The organism is Mycolicibacterium komossense, from assembly GCF_025822605.1.
GTDB lineage: Bacteria > Actinomycetota > Actinomycetes > Mycobacteriales > Mycobacteriaceae > Mycobacterium > Mycobacterium komossense.
Genome location: NZ_JACKTY010000029.1, coordinates 249,280 through 264,346, shown reverse-complemented (window position 1 = coordinate 264,346; position 15,067 = coordinate 249,280). Strand labels below are relative to the sequence as shown.

The window sequence follows — 15,067 nt, the reverse complement described above, 5'->3', positions numbered from 1 at the left end:
GTCATCGCAGCATCGGTTTATTTTTGCGCCTCGAGTCGGCTCTCATAGGTCGAGGGTCAGCCTATCCCCGCCCAGGCTCCGTGATACGCAGATCATCATCGTGCTGTTGGTCGCCTGCTCGTCTTCGGTGAGCAGATCGTCGCGGTGATCGACTCGGCCTCCGAGCACCTTCGTTTCGCACGTTCCGCAGAATCCGCTCGCGCAGGAGTAGGAGGTGTCCGGGGCGACGGCGAGCACGGCGTCGAGGATGGTCTGGTCGCTGCCCACCTCCACGGTCACGCCCGTCTGAGCCAACTCCACCTCGAACGGTCCGTCGTGACGGTCTGCGGGCGCGTTCCCGGCCGCGGCGGCGAACCGCTCGAAATGCACCACCAGCTCTGGGTACTCGGCGCTGGCCTGCTGAACGGCTGACAGCATCGCCGGCGGTCCGCAACAGTAGACACGGGTGCCTGCTGGGCTGGCGGCCATCGCGGTGACGATATCGATGGGCCCGGCCTCGTCAGCCGCGATCAGTTCGACCGTCCCCCTCGAGGTGGACTCCAGTCGGTCCGTGAACGCCATCGCAGCCCGGCTCCGAGCTCCGTACAACAGCCGATAGCTACCGCCGTCGGCACGCACGGAGTCGACCATGGCCAGAATCGGCGTCACCCCGATCCCGCCGGCCAGGAACAGATAACCCGGCGCCGGCTCCAAGGCGAAATTGTTGCGGGGCTCGCCGGCCTCGATCAACTCGCCCACGCGCAGTCGCTCGTGTATCTCCCGGGAGCCGCCGGCACCGTCGCGGACTTTGAGGACCGCGACGGTGTAGGTGTACGGCTCGTCGCGCTGCCCGCACAGCGAGTACTGCCGGACCAGCCCGCTGGGCAGGGTCAGCGCGAGATGAGCACCCGGTGTCCACGGGGGCAGCCGGTCCCCGCTCGGATCCCGCAGAACGACAGAGATGATGTCCTCGGCTTCCCATCGGAGCGCAAGGACTTGTAGCTTCACCTGCTCTCGGCCTGAACCGGCAGATCGGAGCCCGGCCACTCGGCAGCGCTGCCGTTGGCGGCCCCGGTCGGGGCCAATCCGCGCGCCTTGGCAATGGTCTGCACCGCGTGCTGGGTGGCCCGCCGGTAGTTGAGCGTGTAGATGTCGGCCGGAGCGGAGACCTCGAATGCCTGGCCGGCCAGCGGAACCTCTTTGGGCTCAAGGCCTTCCAACACCGGGGTGTCCTCGTTGAAGACCTTCGTCTCGATCTCGAGGATCTCGTCGACGGTACCGCCGCGGAAGTCGCGGTCGGTGGCCACGCCCCAGAAGATGATGCACTTGTCATAGCTGACCGGTGACGGGAAGTCGACCAGGAAGCGCTTGCCGATCTCGTCGCCGAAGTCGTACAGGATGGTGGCCATCCCCGGCGCGTAGGAGTGGTAATGCATCCACGCGTCGCCGACGTCGGAGAAATCGGAATCCTGCACCTGGCTGTAGTAATACGATGCGCGCACTTCGCGGCCGTCTCGTTCTACCTTGAGATCGCCGATCACCGGCTCGACGGCACCCATTGACGGTTCGTGCACAAAGGGGAAGTGCGCCATATCCCGGAAGTTTTCGGTGGCGGCCATGAAGCCACAGTCGGCGTGGATCGGTTCGGCCGCCCGCCATTCCAGCTCCAGGCCCTCGATCTCGGGCGGCTCCGGCACGTCGTAGACGGGATCGCCCAGGCAGGTCCAGACATGTTCGAAGCGTTCGATCACGGGGTAGGCCTTGACCGCTGCCTTCGGCGGGATCCGGCCGCCCTCGGGCAGCGATGGGATGACCTGACACTCCCCGCTGACACCGTCGAATTGCCAACCGTGATAAGGACATTGGATGTTGCCGCCGACGACTTTGCCGTCGCCGAGATTACCGCCCCGGTGGATGCAGCGCTGGTCGGTCACCCGCGCAGCTCCGGAGGCATCCCTGAAGACCACCAGGTGGTGGTCGAGCAACTGAGCTCTGATCGGCGTGTCGATGTCTTGAGAACGCGCGACCACGAACCAGACATGCTGGTAGGCCTCACGCAGTCGCTCGGGTGTGTATGCGTCGTTTGCCATGAATCAACTCTCCTTGACGGGGACCGGGCTGAACTCGGGACGGGTGAGGGTACGTGGCGTAAGCCCCTGCTCGCGGACATGGGCAGCGATCTGCGACATGCTGGCGATCCAGACGTCTTCCATCGCAGCGATCTCGCCGATGAATTCGCGCAACGCCGCCGCCCGGCCGGGGCGGCCGCTGAGGAACGGATGGTTGGTCAGGATCCAGGCGCCACCGATGGCTCGCATCGCCTGCAACTCCGACCGCCACAACTCGATGGCCTTGGCAGGCGTCTCTATCAGTCCGGTACCGGAGAAGTCGGGCACGAAGCAGTACTGCTGCCAGTCGTCGAGTGCCCAGCTGACCGGTAATTCCACCAGTGAGGTCGCCCCGGTGACGGCGAGCTCGTAGGGGTGATCGGAATCCATCAGGGTCGAATCGTAGGTGAAGCCGAATTCGGCGAGCAATTTCGGTGTATGCCAATTCATTTCCCACATCGGTGCGCGGTACCCCGTGGGGCGGATACCGGCAACCTCCTGCAACGCGTCGATACCGCGCTGCAGGATCTCGCGTTCCGTTGCCTCGGTGGCACCGACCAGCGACTCGTGCAGATAACCGTGGTGGGCGATCTCATGCCCGGCTTCGGCGATCGATCGGATCGGCCGCGGATGTCGGTGTGCCGTGTATCCCGGCACGAAGAACGTTCCAGGGACGTCGAACTCATCGAGGATGCCGATCAATCGCGGCAAACCGACCAAGGGGCCATAGGCCTGGTGAGACATCGCGCCCATCCGCTCTGCGAACGCGGGATCGGTGGTCAGCAGCGGTGATTCGGCGTCCACGTCGAAAGTGAAGGCTATCGCGCACGTCTTTCCGTCCGGCCAGGTCACTGGGCCTGCGGGGGTGAGCTCGGTCAAAGTTAGGCCTTTCTGCCGAATACGGAGAGCAATTCCCAGGTGACATTGGCGGCCGCCACCGCAGTGATCTCGGCGTGGTCGTAGGCGGGGGACACCTCGACGACATCGGCTCCGACCACGTTCACCCCGTCGAGACCGCGAACGACTTCGAGCAGCTCGCGGCTGGACATCCCGCCGGCCTCGGGAGTGCCGGTGCCCGGGGCATGCGCCGGATCCAGCACATCGATGTCTACCGAGACGTACACGGGCGCATCGCCGACCCGGTCCTTGATCCGTTCGATGATCCCGTCCGAGCCGATCTTGCTGATCTCCGAACAGGTGATGATCGAGAAGCCGAGTCCGGCGTCCTCGGTCAGGTTCTCTTTGTCGTAGATCGATCCGCGGACGCCGACGTGAATATTGTTGTCCCGCAACAGACCCTCCTCGAAGGCGCGGCGGAAGGGTGTCCCGTGGGTTATATCGGCACCGTACATGCCTTCCCAGGTGTCGAGGTGAGCGTCGAAGTGCACCAATGCCATCGGTCCGTGCACGGAATGGGCGGCCCGCAGTGAGGGCAGAGCCACCGAGTGGTCGCCGCCGAGGATCACGGCCCGGGCTCCGGTGGACAGCAGTGCGGTGAGCTCCCCGGCGATCTGGCCGACAGCTTCGCCGATATCGAAGGGGTTGCAGGCGATGTCACCGGCATCCGCGAACTGGCAGACCTCGAAGGGCTTGATGTCCAGTTCCGGGTTGTACCCGCGAATCAGGCGTGATCCTTGCCGGACCGCGTTGGGGCCGAAACGCGCGCCTGGCCGATAGGTGACTGCGCTGTCGAACGGCACTCCCACCACGATGACGTCCGCATGCGGTACGTCCTGCAGTCGGGGTAGCCGCGCGAATGTCGTCCAGCCGGCATAGCGGGGTTGGACAGTGGGATCGACGGCTCCGACAATGGGACCGCGGTCCTGACTGTTGTTCATTGCATTGTCCTTTCTCAGACGCGGTTGCGGGATAACCCGCCATCCACGTTCACGATTTGCCCCACTGCTGCCCCGAGTTGGCGTTGGCAGAGGAGACCGATGACGCGAGCGACCTGCTCGACGGTGCCGCTTGTGCCGACGGGGGGAGGCGCGCCGCGTGCCGCTGCGTCGCACACCGACCATTCGGAGTCGACGGCGCCGACGGCAACCGCGTTGACGCCGATGCCGAACCGCCCGAAATCTCGCGTGAGCGTCTTCGTCAGCGCGACGATCCCGCCCGCTGCGGTTGCCACCGCCGACAGGTTCTCACCGCCGACATGCCAGGTGGATGTCGTGAGCACGATGCGGCCACCAGATCCGTTGTCGCGCATCACCTCTGCTGCCGCCTGGGCGTAGAGGAAGCTGCCGGTCAGAACTGCGTCGACATGGTTCCAGAACTCGGTCATCGTCTGTTCGCCGAACCGGCCGATCGCAGGCAGCGGGTGCGCCACCACCAGCGTGTCGAGGCCGCCCATGGTGGCCGCCGCCGTGCGCACGGCGGCACGGACATCGGCCCCGAGGGTGGGGTCGGCGCATACGCTCGGCTGTGTGTCATCGAGTGCTGCGGTGTCCGCGCCGAGCGCTCGTGCTCCGACCGTCGCGGCGCCCGCGGTGGTGAAGTACGCCCGCACCGCAGCCCCGAGTTGGGTGTCGGTGCCGGTGATCAGGACCCGGGAAGTGTTTTTCGCCATGCTCTTTCAGATCACCGTTCCACTGTTGACGGACAGCACTTCGCCGCAGACGAACAGGTCCTCCTCGAGTAGTGCCCGGACCAGTTCGGCGACCTCGCCGGTCGACGCGATGCGCCCGGCCGGCAGGGCGTGGACGAACTCCTCGGCCCGTTCCCAGGAGTCAGGTGGTAGCAGGGGGGTATCGCAGGGGCCCGGCGCGACAGCGTTGACCAGGACGCCGTCGGGGGCGACTTCGACTGCCACACTGCGCATCAAGCTCAGCGCCGCCGCCTTGGCCGACGCATAGTGCGCGTCGTTGCTGCCGCCGCCGATGGCGCGTTCGGAGGCGATCCCGACGATCCGTCCGGCCCGGCGGTCGCGCATACCGGGCAGGACAGCCCGGCACACGTGGGCGAAACCACCGACGTGTACCCGCAGCATGCGTTCCCACGACTGCTGGTCGATATCGAGTGCCGGCGTTTCCTCGTAATGGCCTGCGCAGATCACCGCGGCGTCGATTCGACCGTAGGTGTCCAAGATTCGTGTTACCGCCTCGGTGACCGCCGACTCGTCGGCGACATCGATCGTCAGCCACAGGTCGGTCTGCGGAGCCGGTTCCCGGGATATCGATGCGACGGCCCAACCTCGCTGCTTGAGCAGGGCGGCGATCGCGGCGCCTATTCCGCTACCCGCCCCGGTGACGACGGCGACGGGCATACTCACACCGACTCCTTGATGGAATCTGCCTCGCCGACCGGCCGGTCGGTAAGCGGAGTTCCCTTGCCGGACAGCCGGATCGCCGTGCCGAGCGCCATGATCACACCCATCGCCACGAAGAAGGCCCAGTTGATGTACCAGGAATCCGAAATGTGCCTCGGCCAGATGATGTTGATGAACGCGAAGCTCGCCCACAGCACCGCAAGGACGGCCACCGGCGTGCTCAACTTGCCGAGATTCCACGGTCCGGGCACCCACTGGCCCCTCAGTCGCGCGATCAGCCCGGTGACCAGAGGGAACAGAAAGGCCAGATAGTAGCCGCCCGCGGTGAAGGTGACCAGCACCGAATACACATCCGTGGTGGAGATCAGATAGACAAACGCCCCGATAACGGCGGTCACCAGGATCGCCGGGACCGGCTGAGCCTCGGTTTTGGACAGGCGGACCAGTATTTTCGAACCGGGCAGCGCGCGGTCACGCGCATAGGACCAGATGACGCGTGAGCCCGATGCCTGCAGTGCCAGGAAACTCGCGAGAAAGCCGACGACGAAAAGGAACAGGATCGGCTTGACGGCCGCGCTGCCGAGCGCGCTTTCCAGAACGTAGTAGACGGGATCGGCGACTTCACCGGAGGTGATGACGTCGAAGTCCGGTACGGCCAGCGTGACCGCCAGTGATGCGTAGGCGACCACGGCAGCGATGAAGCCGACGGAATAGAGCATCGCTTTGGGAACGTTGCGTTGCGGGTCCTTGACCTCTTCGGCGATGGCACCTGCGCTCTCGAAACCGAGGATCGACCATGCGGTGAACGCCAACGCCATCAGGAACGGACCCGACGCGTAGGCCCACGACCAACCGCTGGCGAGGTCGGAGCCATGCATGATTGCGCCGAACCCGTTGTTGCGATGGAAGATCAGCAGATAGGTACCGAGGCCGAGCGAACCGATGACCTCGGCGATGATGCTGCACGCCATCACGGCCTTGAGGAATTTGCGACCGAGGAGGTTGACCACTGAGCCGGCCAGCAGGATCCCCAGCGCGATCCCGCTCTGCTGCAGCGCAGTAGGAGCAGAAATACCGACGAACTGGGCCAGGAATCCGGCTCCGGCGTAGGCGACGGTGGCCATGATGATGACCAGTGCCCACATGTAGACCCACCCGGCGAACCAACCAGCCACCTCGCCTGCGAGCTTCTTTGTCCACTGGTAGATCGAGCCCTCCAGCGGCCAGCGCGACACGAATTCGGCGAATGCCAGCGCTACCAGCACTTGGCCGATACCCACGACCACGAACGTCCACCAGAATCCGGGGCCGGCGGTCGACAGCGCAAGGCCGTAGATGCCGTACATCGCCACGATGGGGGATATGAATGCGAATGCGAACGCGAACGCCGACCACAGAGAGAACTCTCGTTTCAACTCTGTTGGCGCCGAATGTGTTCTACCACTGGACACTAATTCGCCTTTCTCTCGCAACCCCCGCGGAACCGAGTATGCGGACGGGGATGCAGACCGGCAGCGTCACCGGATGAATACAGGGGTGGGACACAGCGAAGCGGACGGCGGACTGTAGATCACTACAACGATGTCGCGGCCCAAAGGCAACGGGGTGAACGGTCCCTTTACACTCCCGCGTTGGCGCGTACACAGCAACAAACAAAGGATCTCAGCTCCGATGGACGACCATGAGGACGCCTTCCTGGCGGCGGTGAACACGACGCTGCGAACATCGGTCACCGCAGCAACCGAGCGACTGCGCGCAATCGACCCCGGGCTGGCGCCGTTCGCGGAGCTATGTCTTTCCGCGGCAACGGTGGGCGGAAAGCGGCTACGGCCGAGGTTCGCGTACTGGGCGTGGCGAACGGTGGTGCGCCACGACGAACAGACCGCCCGTGTCGTCGACGTCGGGGCGGCCCTGGAGTTGCTCCACGCCGCGATCCTCGTGCACGACGACATCATCGACGATTCCGAACTTCGGAGGGGACAACCGTCGGTGCGGACTGTGCTCGCCGGGCAACACCGGACCAACGGGTGGGCGGGCTCGGCTCGGGGGTACGGCGATCATGCCGCCTTGCTGATCGGTGATCTGATGTGGGGGTCGGCGCACGACCTGTTCGATGCGGCCGTCGCGGATCTCGATCCGGGTCGCCGGCGACAGGCTGTCGATACCTTCCGCGTCATGCGTATCGAGGTGGTCTCCGGTCAGCTACTGGAGCTGCGCGCGCAGGCCGCCGGCGATCTGGCGATGTCGGCGGCTGAGAAGATACTGCAGTACAAGACCAGCGGCTACACGGTGGAGCGCCCGATGCAGATCGGCCTGGAGCTGAGCGGGGCGGGACCGGATACCGCGGCTGCGCTCGCGGGGTTCGCGCGTGCGATCGGCCACGCCTTCCAGTTGCGAGACGACCTGGCGGATCTGTTCGGCAACCCGGTGACCAGCGGTAAGCGCGGCGGAGACGATATCCGAGCGGGTAAACCGACCGAACTGCTCGGCACCGCGCTGCGACTGGCCTCGGCTGCCGGCCGGAGCGCACTGACCGATGTCGTCGGCCGAGATGATGCGGACGACGACGAGATCGAGGCTGTGCGTGCCATTTTCGTCGACAGTGGCGCAGTGCGGGCCATCATCGGCCGGATCACCGCACTCGCGGTCACCGCGGCGGCGGCGCTTCGTGAGCTGCCCGTCGGGGCGGGGGTGGATGGGTCGGTGGTGAAGTCGGCATTGACCTCTCTGATGACGGAGTGCACCGACTTGTCATTTCTGCCCGTGTCGCTCGTCGTCGAACGTGAGCCGTGACGATCAGTCGGCGCGCGGGATGACGATCACCGGCGCATCAGTGCCTGCCAGGATCCGGGATGCCGTGGAGCCTAGGAAGATTCGCCTCGGGGCGGCAAACCGGCTGGACCCGACGATCAGCAGGTCAGCGTCACCCCAGGTCAGCTTTTTCAGCGCCGACTCCAAAGTCAGCCCTTCGGCGACCAGCGACTCGATATCAGGTGCGTCGGGCGCGGCGCCAGCGGCGACAGCGAGATTTTCCCGGGCCGCGGCGATCTGCTGCGCGCGCAACTCGGTGACGTTCTCGGCATCGACGAGGCTCTCCGCCGATACCAGGGAGACCAGCCGGATCGCCAGCGCTGCGGTGTGGGCCAGGTTGACAGCGAACGGTAGCGGGTTGTCGTCGGCGGCTCTGGTGGGGATGGCCGCGGTCACCGTGGTGATTTTTGTGGGCGGATCCTCTGCGTAGCCGCGTGGTGCCAGTGCCACCGGAATCGGCGATGTGTGCAGCAGTGCACCGGCGACGGGCCCGATGACATGACCGCCGAAGAAGCCGTCGCGGGCACCGCCGACCACGAGCAAATCGGAGTGATGATCGGCGGCGAACGACAACAGCGTCTCGGCGAACGACTCACCCATCGTCACCGTCGACCGCGCGCGGATGCCGGCGTTGTCGAATGCCTTCGCCGCTTTGGCGATCCACTCGACGCCGCGCTCGAGGAGGAAGTCCTGGTACTGCGCCCGGCCGGGATGCCCGTCGGGCAGTTCCTCGCGCACGGTCAGTACGATGTCGACCTCGGCATCGAAAGTGCGGGCCAGAACGATGGCCAGGGCGATGCCGTCGTCGCCGGTGGGGGTTGCCAGGTAGCCGACAGTCAGATGCATTGCTGAGCCTGCGCTTTCTTAGAGTCGGATGGCCTTAGAACGTGTCGGGGACCTTGACTTCAGTTGAGGCAGTGAGGGTTTCGCCACGGAAAAAGCGCTTGGTGCCGAAGGCGAAACAGGCCAGCATCAGTGGGATCCCCAGCACCAGCATCCCGACGCCGAGCACGAACACCCCGCCGATCGGCCCGAAGGCGGTGTAGCCGTAGTCCGGTTTGATCATGTCCACGGCGCTCTGGATGAACGCCCACGTCATCGCCAATCCGCCGAGGAGGGGAAAGATGCCGCGGAAGAACAGGTTTCGAATGGAACTGAACAGCGTGCGGCGGAAGTACCAGACACACGCGAACGCGGTGATGCCGTAGTAGAAGGCGACCGCCAGGCCCAGCGAGGCCACCGAGTCGGCCAGTGCATTCTCGGACAGGAAGGTCAGCAGCAGGTAGAAGCCCAACGCCGAGAAGCCCATCACCATGGTGCCGAAGGCCGGTGTCATGTACTTCGGGTGCACGCTGGCGAACCGCTTGGGCAGGGCCTCGTAGACGGCCATCGACAGCGTGCCGCGGGCGGTCGGCAGGATGGTGGTCTGCGTCGAGGACAGGGCCGAGACCGACACCGTGAGCAACAGCAGTGAGGCCACCAGGCTGCCCGCGACTGGCTTCCCGAGCACGGTGAGTACATCGTCGGTGTTGTTGGCGTTGTTCAAACCGATACCGACATAACCGAATCCGGCAAACGACTGCACGGCATACGCCACCAGAACGTAAGTGCACACTAGGATCAAGGTGGTGATGACGGCGGCGATACCGGGCGTCTTGCCGGGGTTCTTGGTTTCCTCGCCGACAGCCAGGCAGGCGTCCCAGCCCCAGTAGATGAAGATGCACAGGATGATCGCCGCGGCGATCGACGACATGTCCAGACCGGAGGGCCATAGCCACGACAGTTTCGGCATGACGGCCTGGGCGCCGGCGTTGCCGGCGAACACGCGGACCAGCGCGATGATGCTGACGATGATCAACATGCCGAATTGGATGGCGATCAGGACGTTCTGGATACGTTCGGAGACCACCACGCCGCGGGCGCTGACCACCGTCATCGCGATGATGAAGAACGAACCCAAGGCGACCTTGGCCCACAGCGAGTCGGCGAGTTGGTCTTGTCCGAGGAACTTGAACAGGTAGATCGCGGCGACTTCGGCGACGTTGGCCAGCACGATGATGGCCGACACGGCCAGACCCCACCCGCCGATCCAGCCGATCCATGGGCCGAATGCCTTTGTGCCCCAGGTGAAGGTGGTGCCGCAGTCCGGGGTGTCCTGGGACAGCTCCTTGTAGGCGAACGCGACGAGCAGCATCGGGATGAATGCCAGCACGAACATCGCTGGGGCTTTCTCGCCGACATTGAGCACCACGTAGCCGAGCGTGGCGGCCAGGCTGTAGGCGGGCGCGACGGCGGCAAGGCCGATGACGATGTTGCCGACGAGACCGAGCGCCCCAGCCTGTAGCCCCTTACCGCCGACGGTGGGTGCCGACGGTTCCGTGATTGTCATGGGCAGGAATATACGGATTCACAAGGTCGAATCTGGGTAGATCCTGCGAGATTTCAGTTTCCGGCCGGTTACAGCCGCAAGACGGGCCACGCCGTCAGCGGTCTTTGCTGAACTCCTTGCCGGTGCGGGGATCAACCGCGGTCTCCCCGGCAGGAAGGTTCGACAACGTGGGGGAGATGACGGTAGGCATCTGGCCCGAGTCGGGCAGGCCGAAATGCGCGACCGAAGCCGTCGCCGGCTCCAGCAGGAGGTCCGAGCGCCGCGGCAGTGTCTTGCCGCGGAAGAAGTCCGGTTCCATCGCCCAGTAGACGAACATCAGGACGACTCCGAGGACGAGCGCGCCGATGCCGACTACGGCCACCGCACCGAATCCGAAGATGGTCACGTTGTTGCCGTTGTCGTCGACCAGGTTGTCGACCTTTGCGTACTGGATCAGTCCGTAGACGAAGACCACTGTCAACATGATCCCGCCGAGCAGCGGCACCACGCAGCGCATCAGGAAGTTGCGGGCCGACGAGGTGAACGTTTTGCGGTAGTACCAGACGCAGGCAAAGCCGGTGAGGCCGTAGTAGAACGCGATCATCAGACCGACCGAGCCGATCAGTGCCAGCAGCAGGCTGCTGCTGATCAACGTGAACAACACGTAGAAGAAGATCGACACCGCTCCCATCACGATCGTCGAGGTGGTGGGCGTTAGGTACTTGCGGTGGATGTTCGCGAACGACGAGGGCAGCGCCTGGTAGACCCCCATGGACAGGGTGGTCCGCGCCGTCGGCAGGATCGTGGTCTGCGTCGACGCCGATGCCGAGGTCAAAATGGTGGCCGAGAGGGCGAGCAGGCCGATGTGGCCGATGAAGCTGTTGCCGAACAGCGCAGGCCCGATAGCCGCGAAGACATCGGCGGCGTTGGCTGGATTGCCCAGTCCCGCATCGGTTTCGCCAACTCCGGCGAATGCCACAGCCGCGACCGTCACGATGGCGTAGGTGGCCAGCAGCAGGAAGGTCGACAGCACGGCGGCCTTACCCGGGGTGGTGCCGGGGTCATCGGATTCTTCGTTACACGCCACGGCGGTGTCCCAGCCCCAGTAGATGAAGATGGCGATGAGGATTGCCGGGCAGATCACGGTGGTGAAGTCCAGACCGGCCGGCCAGAACCACGTGATCGACGGATGTATCGATTCCGGCAACGCGTTGCTCGTATAGACCTTGACCAGCGCGTAGATCGAGATGACCACCAGGATGATGACCTCGAAGCCGAGCAGGAAGTACTGGAGTCGGGCGGATACCTCGATGCCGCGGTAGCAGATGTAAGTCATCACGATGATCCAGATGACACCGGCGACCGTCGACCACAGGGTGCTGCTGGCCAGGTCGGCTGCCGAATGCCAGCCGAGGTCGCCGACGAAGGTGAAGGAGTACGCGCCGGCGATCTGCGCGAGGTTTGCCATCACGATCACGTCGGCGGCGATGATGCCCCAGCCGCCCATCCAGCCCACCAACGGACCGAACGCGCGCGAGGCCCAGGTGAACGTCGTGCCGCAGTCGGGTTCGGCCTTGTTGAGTTCCTGGTAGGCGACGGCGATCAGGTAGATGGGCACGAAGGCCAGCAGCACGATCGAGGCTGCCTTGACGCCCGCACCGCTGGCCACGATGAGCCCGAGTACGGCGGCCAGGCTGTAGGCCGGTGCGGTCGACGCCATGCCGACAACCACGCTGGAAAGCAGTCCCAGCGACCCACCTTTAAGGCCCTTGCTGTCAACACTTCCCCCGCCGCCGGGGGTGCCCGGGTTGAGGGTGGTCTCGCCTGTGGTCATCGACTCTCCTTCACGCCTGGTCCTAGCGTTGGCAGAATACGGTTTGAGTGGAGTTTTTGCGCGTTATCAACTAAATCAGTCTTCACAGCCACCCCACAGCAATGGATTTCGTTGTATAGCTGCCATTTGGCAGTGGTGGGCTCGGCGGAGAGTGTTCCCCGCGAGCGCTCACTGTCGTACAAAAAGCCGGCCCGAAACCGTACAAGGGTGATCGCTCAGGCGGAGAGCAGTCGAGCTATCCGGCGGACCATTTCCACGTGCTGTCGGCGGGCATCGTCAGACACCACGTAGACGGTCTGCCAGCCGAGCTCCTGCAGCGCTGCCCGCTTCTGCCGATCCCGACGAAGATGATCAGGTGAACTATGCCAATCGAATCCGTCATATTCGACGGCCACCATCTTGTCCAGCCAGGCGAAGTCGAGTCGCCACAGCCGGCCGTCGTGGTCGATGACTTCATGCTGCAGTAGCGGCTCCGGCAGTGCTGGCAATGCGAGATATCAAAAGGTGTCGAATGCCTATGTCGTCGATGCGAGGGGGAACGATCCGATGGCCCGGCCAGTAGGTTTTGGTTTGGCCCGACCCGGTGATGGCGTCGCCAACGCGGGCCGCCAATTGCGAGATCGACAGAGTCTGGTTGTCGGTGGTCCCCGGTAGGTTCTTATCGAAGGGTTCGGGGCCATCGCGGCCGGGGACGGTCACACTCAACGAGGAGCACCGTGGCAGACACCAAGGTCATTTTCATCGCTTTCGCGATCGAGGACGAGCGGCAACGAGATTTCCTGAAAGGAGAGTCGCTGCACCCCCGTGCGCCGTTCGAGTTCATCGATAATGGGAGATCGACTGCGCCAAAGATGAGGGCAAGCCAATTCGTGGCATCTGGGCCTACAAAGACGACCGCACCACCCTGTCGGGAGTAACTACGTATACGTGGAGCGACGACAACATCACCAACTTCATCGACTCCCTGTAGACCGTCATGCGGAAGGCACTGATCGTTGGGATCGACTACTACGACCACATAGGCCACCTCAGCGGGGCCGTCAACGATGCTCACGCGGTGAAGAACACGCTGGAGCGCAACGCCGATGGCACCTTGAACTTCCCCACTCCGCACCTGCTCACCGGGAGCGGCCCTGGAGCGCCGGTCACACGGCAGAAACTCAAGGAGTCGGTCCGCGAACTCTTCGCGGATGACGCTGATATCGCCCTTTTCTACTTTGCCGGGCACGGCTACATCGAAGACACGGGCGGCTACCTATGTGCGAGCGACTGCCAGTCAGGAGACGATGGCTTTCCCCTGGCCGAGGTGATGTCCCTGGCGAATTCGTCGAGAGCCAAGAACAAGGTGATCATTCTGGACAGCTGCCACGGCGGCGCGGCAGGAACCAATGCACTCAACGAGCGTGTCGCCGAGATCTCCGACGGCGTTACCATTCTCACAGCCTCGACCGCGGCTCAGTATGCGATGGAAACACCCGGGGGCGGTTCCGGTGTTTTCACGAGCCTCGGGGGGTTGAGCACGTGCAGGGCAGCGACATTCTCGGAGTCGAAGCCGTAGGTGGCGGCCGCGGTGCCGAGGCACACGGCGACGGGTTGTCCGCAGCGCAGGTCCAGCCCGCGAAGCCGGGTGGCACGGTCCGCAGCGCCGAGACTGTAGATGCCCGGCCAGACCTTAGCCAGCTGCCCGGTGCGTAGGTGTCGCTGCATCGCGCGACGGCTCAGGTATCCCAGGATCTGGGGTGACGTCGCCACCCCGCCCTGAGCGGCGAACACGGCACACAGCGCAGGAGGCACGTCGTGAGCGTCGGAGAAACGTCAGATGCGCACCAGTCAGCCCTGTGGACGGCCACCAAAGCTCATCCTTGTACACAAAATCAGCGCAAAACCGTACAAGAGTGAGCGCTCGCGGGAAGAGCTACCGCGCAAACATCAACGCGCGCTTGACCTCTTGGATCGCTTTGGTGACCTCGATACCGCGGGGGCAGGCCTCGGTGCAGTTGAACGTCGTCCGGCAGCGCCACACACCGTCGACCTCGTTGAGGATGTCGAGGCGTTCGGCGGCAGCCTCGTCGCGGCTGTCGAAGATGAACCGGTGCGCATTGACGATCGCCGCGGGCCCGAAATACGAACCCTCGCTCCAGAACACCGGGCAGCTCGTCGTGCAGCACGCGCACAGAATGCACTTGGTGGTGTCGTCGTAGCGGGCCCGGTCGGTCTGGCTCTGGATCCGCTCTTTCGTCGGCGGATTGCCGCTGGTGATCAGGTACGGCTTCACCGCGCGGTAGGCGTCGAAGAACGGCTCCATGTTCACCACGAGGTCCTTCTCCACGGGCAGGCCGCGGATCGGCTCGATGGTGATCGTCAACGGCTTGTTGTTCTTCGGCAGCATGTCGCGCATCAGCACCTTGCAGGCCAGCCGGTTGACGCCGTTGATCCGCATCGCATCCGAGCCGCAGACACCGTGCGCACAGGACCGACGGAACGTGAGAGTGCCGTCGAGGTAGCCCTTTACGTACAGCAGCAGGTTCAGCAGCCGGTCCGTCGGCAGGCACGGCACCCGGAAGCTCTGCCACCCTGCGGCGTCGGGATCGTCGGGATTGAAGCGGGCGACCTTCAGCGTCACCATCGTCGCGCCTTCGGGCACGGGGGGCAGGGGCAGATCGCCTGGTCCAGCCTTATCGAGGACAGGTGCACTCATC

At 64.5% G+C, this 15,067-nt stretch carries 14 protein-coding genes; 2 read left to right on the top strand and 12 right to left on the bottom strand.

From position 1 onward, the window contains the following. Window positions 1-42: 42 nt before the first annotated feature. The 7 genes from H7J73_RS14705 to H7J73_RS14675 are packed head-to-tail and all read right to left on the bottom strand — an operon-like array spanning window position 43 to window position 6,806. Window positions 43-987, bottom strand: a complete 945-nt coding sequence (locus tag H7J73_RS14705) for a PDR/VanB family oxidoreductase (RefSeq protein ID WP_264068189.1) — start codon at window positions 985-987, stop codon at window positions 43-45. Beyond that, entirely contained in the window at window positions 984-2,069 is a 1,086-nt protein-coding gene (locus H7J73_RS14700; RefSeq protein WP_264068188.1) for a Rieske 2Fe-2S domain-containing protein, read from the bottom strand. Before H7J73_RS14700 ends, H7J73_RS14705 begins: the two co-directional genes overlap by 4 nt. A gap of 3 nt (window positions 2,070-2,072) precedes the next feature. Continuing rightward, entirely contained in the window at window positions 2,073-2,966 is an 894-nt protein-coding gene (locus H7J73_RS14695; protein ID WP_264068187.1) for a polysaccharide deacetylase family protein, read from the bottom strand. A gap of 2 nt (window positions 2,967-2,968) precedes the next feature. Beyond that, a complete protein-coding gene (speB, locus tag H7J73_RS14690) occupies window positions 2,969-3,925 on the bottom strand; it encodes an agmatinase (protein ID WP_264068185.1) in 957 nt (318 codons plus the stop codon). Between the two features lie 14 nt (window positions 3,926-3,939). After that, window positions 3,940-4,656, bottom strand: a complete 717-nt coding sequence (locus tag H7J73_RS14685) for an SDR family NAD(P)-dependent oxidoreductase (protein WP_264068184.1) — start codon at window positions 4,654-4,656, stop codon at window positions 3,940-3,942. 6 nt (window positions 4,657-4,662) lie between these two features. Beyond that, window positions 4,663-5,352, bottom strand: coding sequence for an SDR family NAD(P)-dependent oxidoreductase (locus H7J73_RS14680; protein WP_264068528.1), 690 nt, complete (start codon window positions 5,350-5,352; stop codon window positions 4,663-4,665). Between the two features lie 2 nt (window positions 5,353-5,354). Beyond that, window positions 5,355-6,806 carry an APC family permease gene (locus H7J73_RS14675; RefSeq protein WP_264068183.1) on the bottom strand — a complete coding sequence of 484 codons (1,452 nt, stop codon included), beginning with the start codon at window positions 6,804-6,806 and terminating at the stop codon, window positions 5,355-5,357. Window positions 6,807-7,026: 220 nt separating this feature from the next. Here H7J73_RS14675 and H7J73_RS14670 point away from each other — a divergent pair, with 220 nt between their 5' ends. Next, window positions 7,027-8,148 carry a polyprenyl synthetase family protein gene (locus H7J73_RS14670; RefSeq protein ID WP_264068182.1) on the top strand — a complete coding sequence of 374 codons (1,122 nt, stop codon included), beginning with the start codon at window positions 7,027-7,029 and terminating at the stop codon, window positions 8,146-8,148. A 3-nt stretch (window positions 8,149-8,151) separates the two neighbouring features. On the opposite strand, the gene H7J73_RS14665 is transcribed toward H7J73_RS14670, so the two are convergent. From H7J73_RS14665 to H7J73_RS14650, 4 genes are all read right to left on the bottom strand, one after another. Then, entirely contained in the window at window positions 8,152-9,012 is an 861-nt protein-coding gene (locus H7J73_RS14665) for a universal stress protein (RefSeq protein ID WP_264068181.1), read from the bottom strand. Window positions 9,013-9,046: 34 nt separating this feature from the next. Further along, window positions 9,047-10,555: an APC family permease gene (locus H7J73_RS14660; protein ID WP_264068180.1), complete on the bottom strand. Its 1,509-nt coding sequence runs from the start codon at window positions 10,553-10,555 to the stop codon at window positions 9,047-9,049. Between the two features lie 94 nt (window positions 10,556-10,649). After that, window positions 10,650-12,368 (bottom strand): APC family permease, encoded by a 1,719-nt coding sequence (locus H7J73_RS14655; RefSeq protein WP_264068179.1) that lies wholly within the window; start codon window positions 12,366-12,368, stop codon window positions 10,650-10,652. A gap of 215 nt (window positions 12,369-12,583) precedes the next feature. Next, window positions 12,584-12,856 (bottom strand): putative endonuclease domain-containing protein, encoded by a 273-nt coding sequence (locus H7J73_RS14650; protein WP_264068178.1) that lies wholly within the window; start codon window positions 12,854-12,856, stop codon window positions 12,584-12,586. Between the two features lie 488 nt (window positions 12,857-13,344). Between H7J73_RS14650 and H7J73_RS14645 the strand changes: the two genes are divergently transcribed. Further along, a complete protein-coding gene (locus H7J73_RS14645; RefSeq protein ID WP_264068177.1) occupies window positions 13,345-13,926 on the top strand; it encodes a caspase family protein in 582 nt (193 codons plus the stop codon). Window positions 13,927-14,283: 357 nt separating this feature from the next. On the opposite strand, the gene H7J73_RS14640 is transcribed toward H7J73_RS14645, so the two are convergent. Further along, window positions 14,284-15,066, bottom strand: coding sequence for a succinate dehydrogenase iron-sulfur subunit (locus tag H7J73_RS14640; protein WP_264068176.1), 783 nt, complete (start codon window positions 15,064-15,066; stop codon window positions 14,284-14,286). Window position 15,067: the final 1 nt, after the last annotated feature.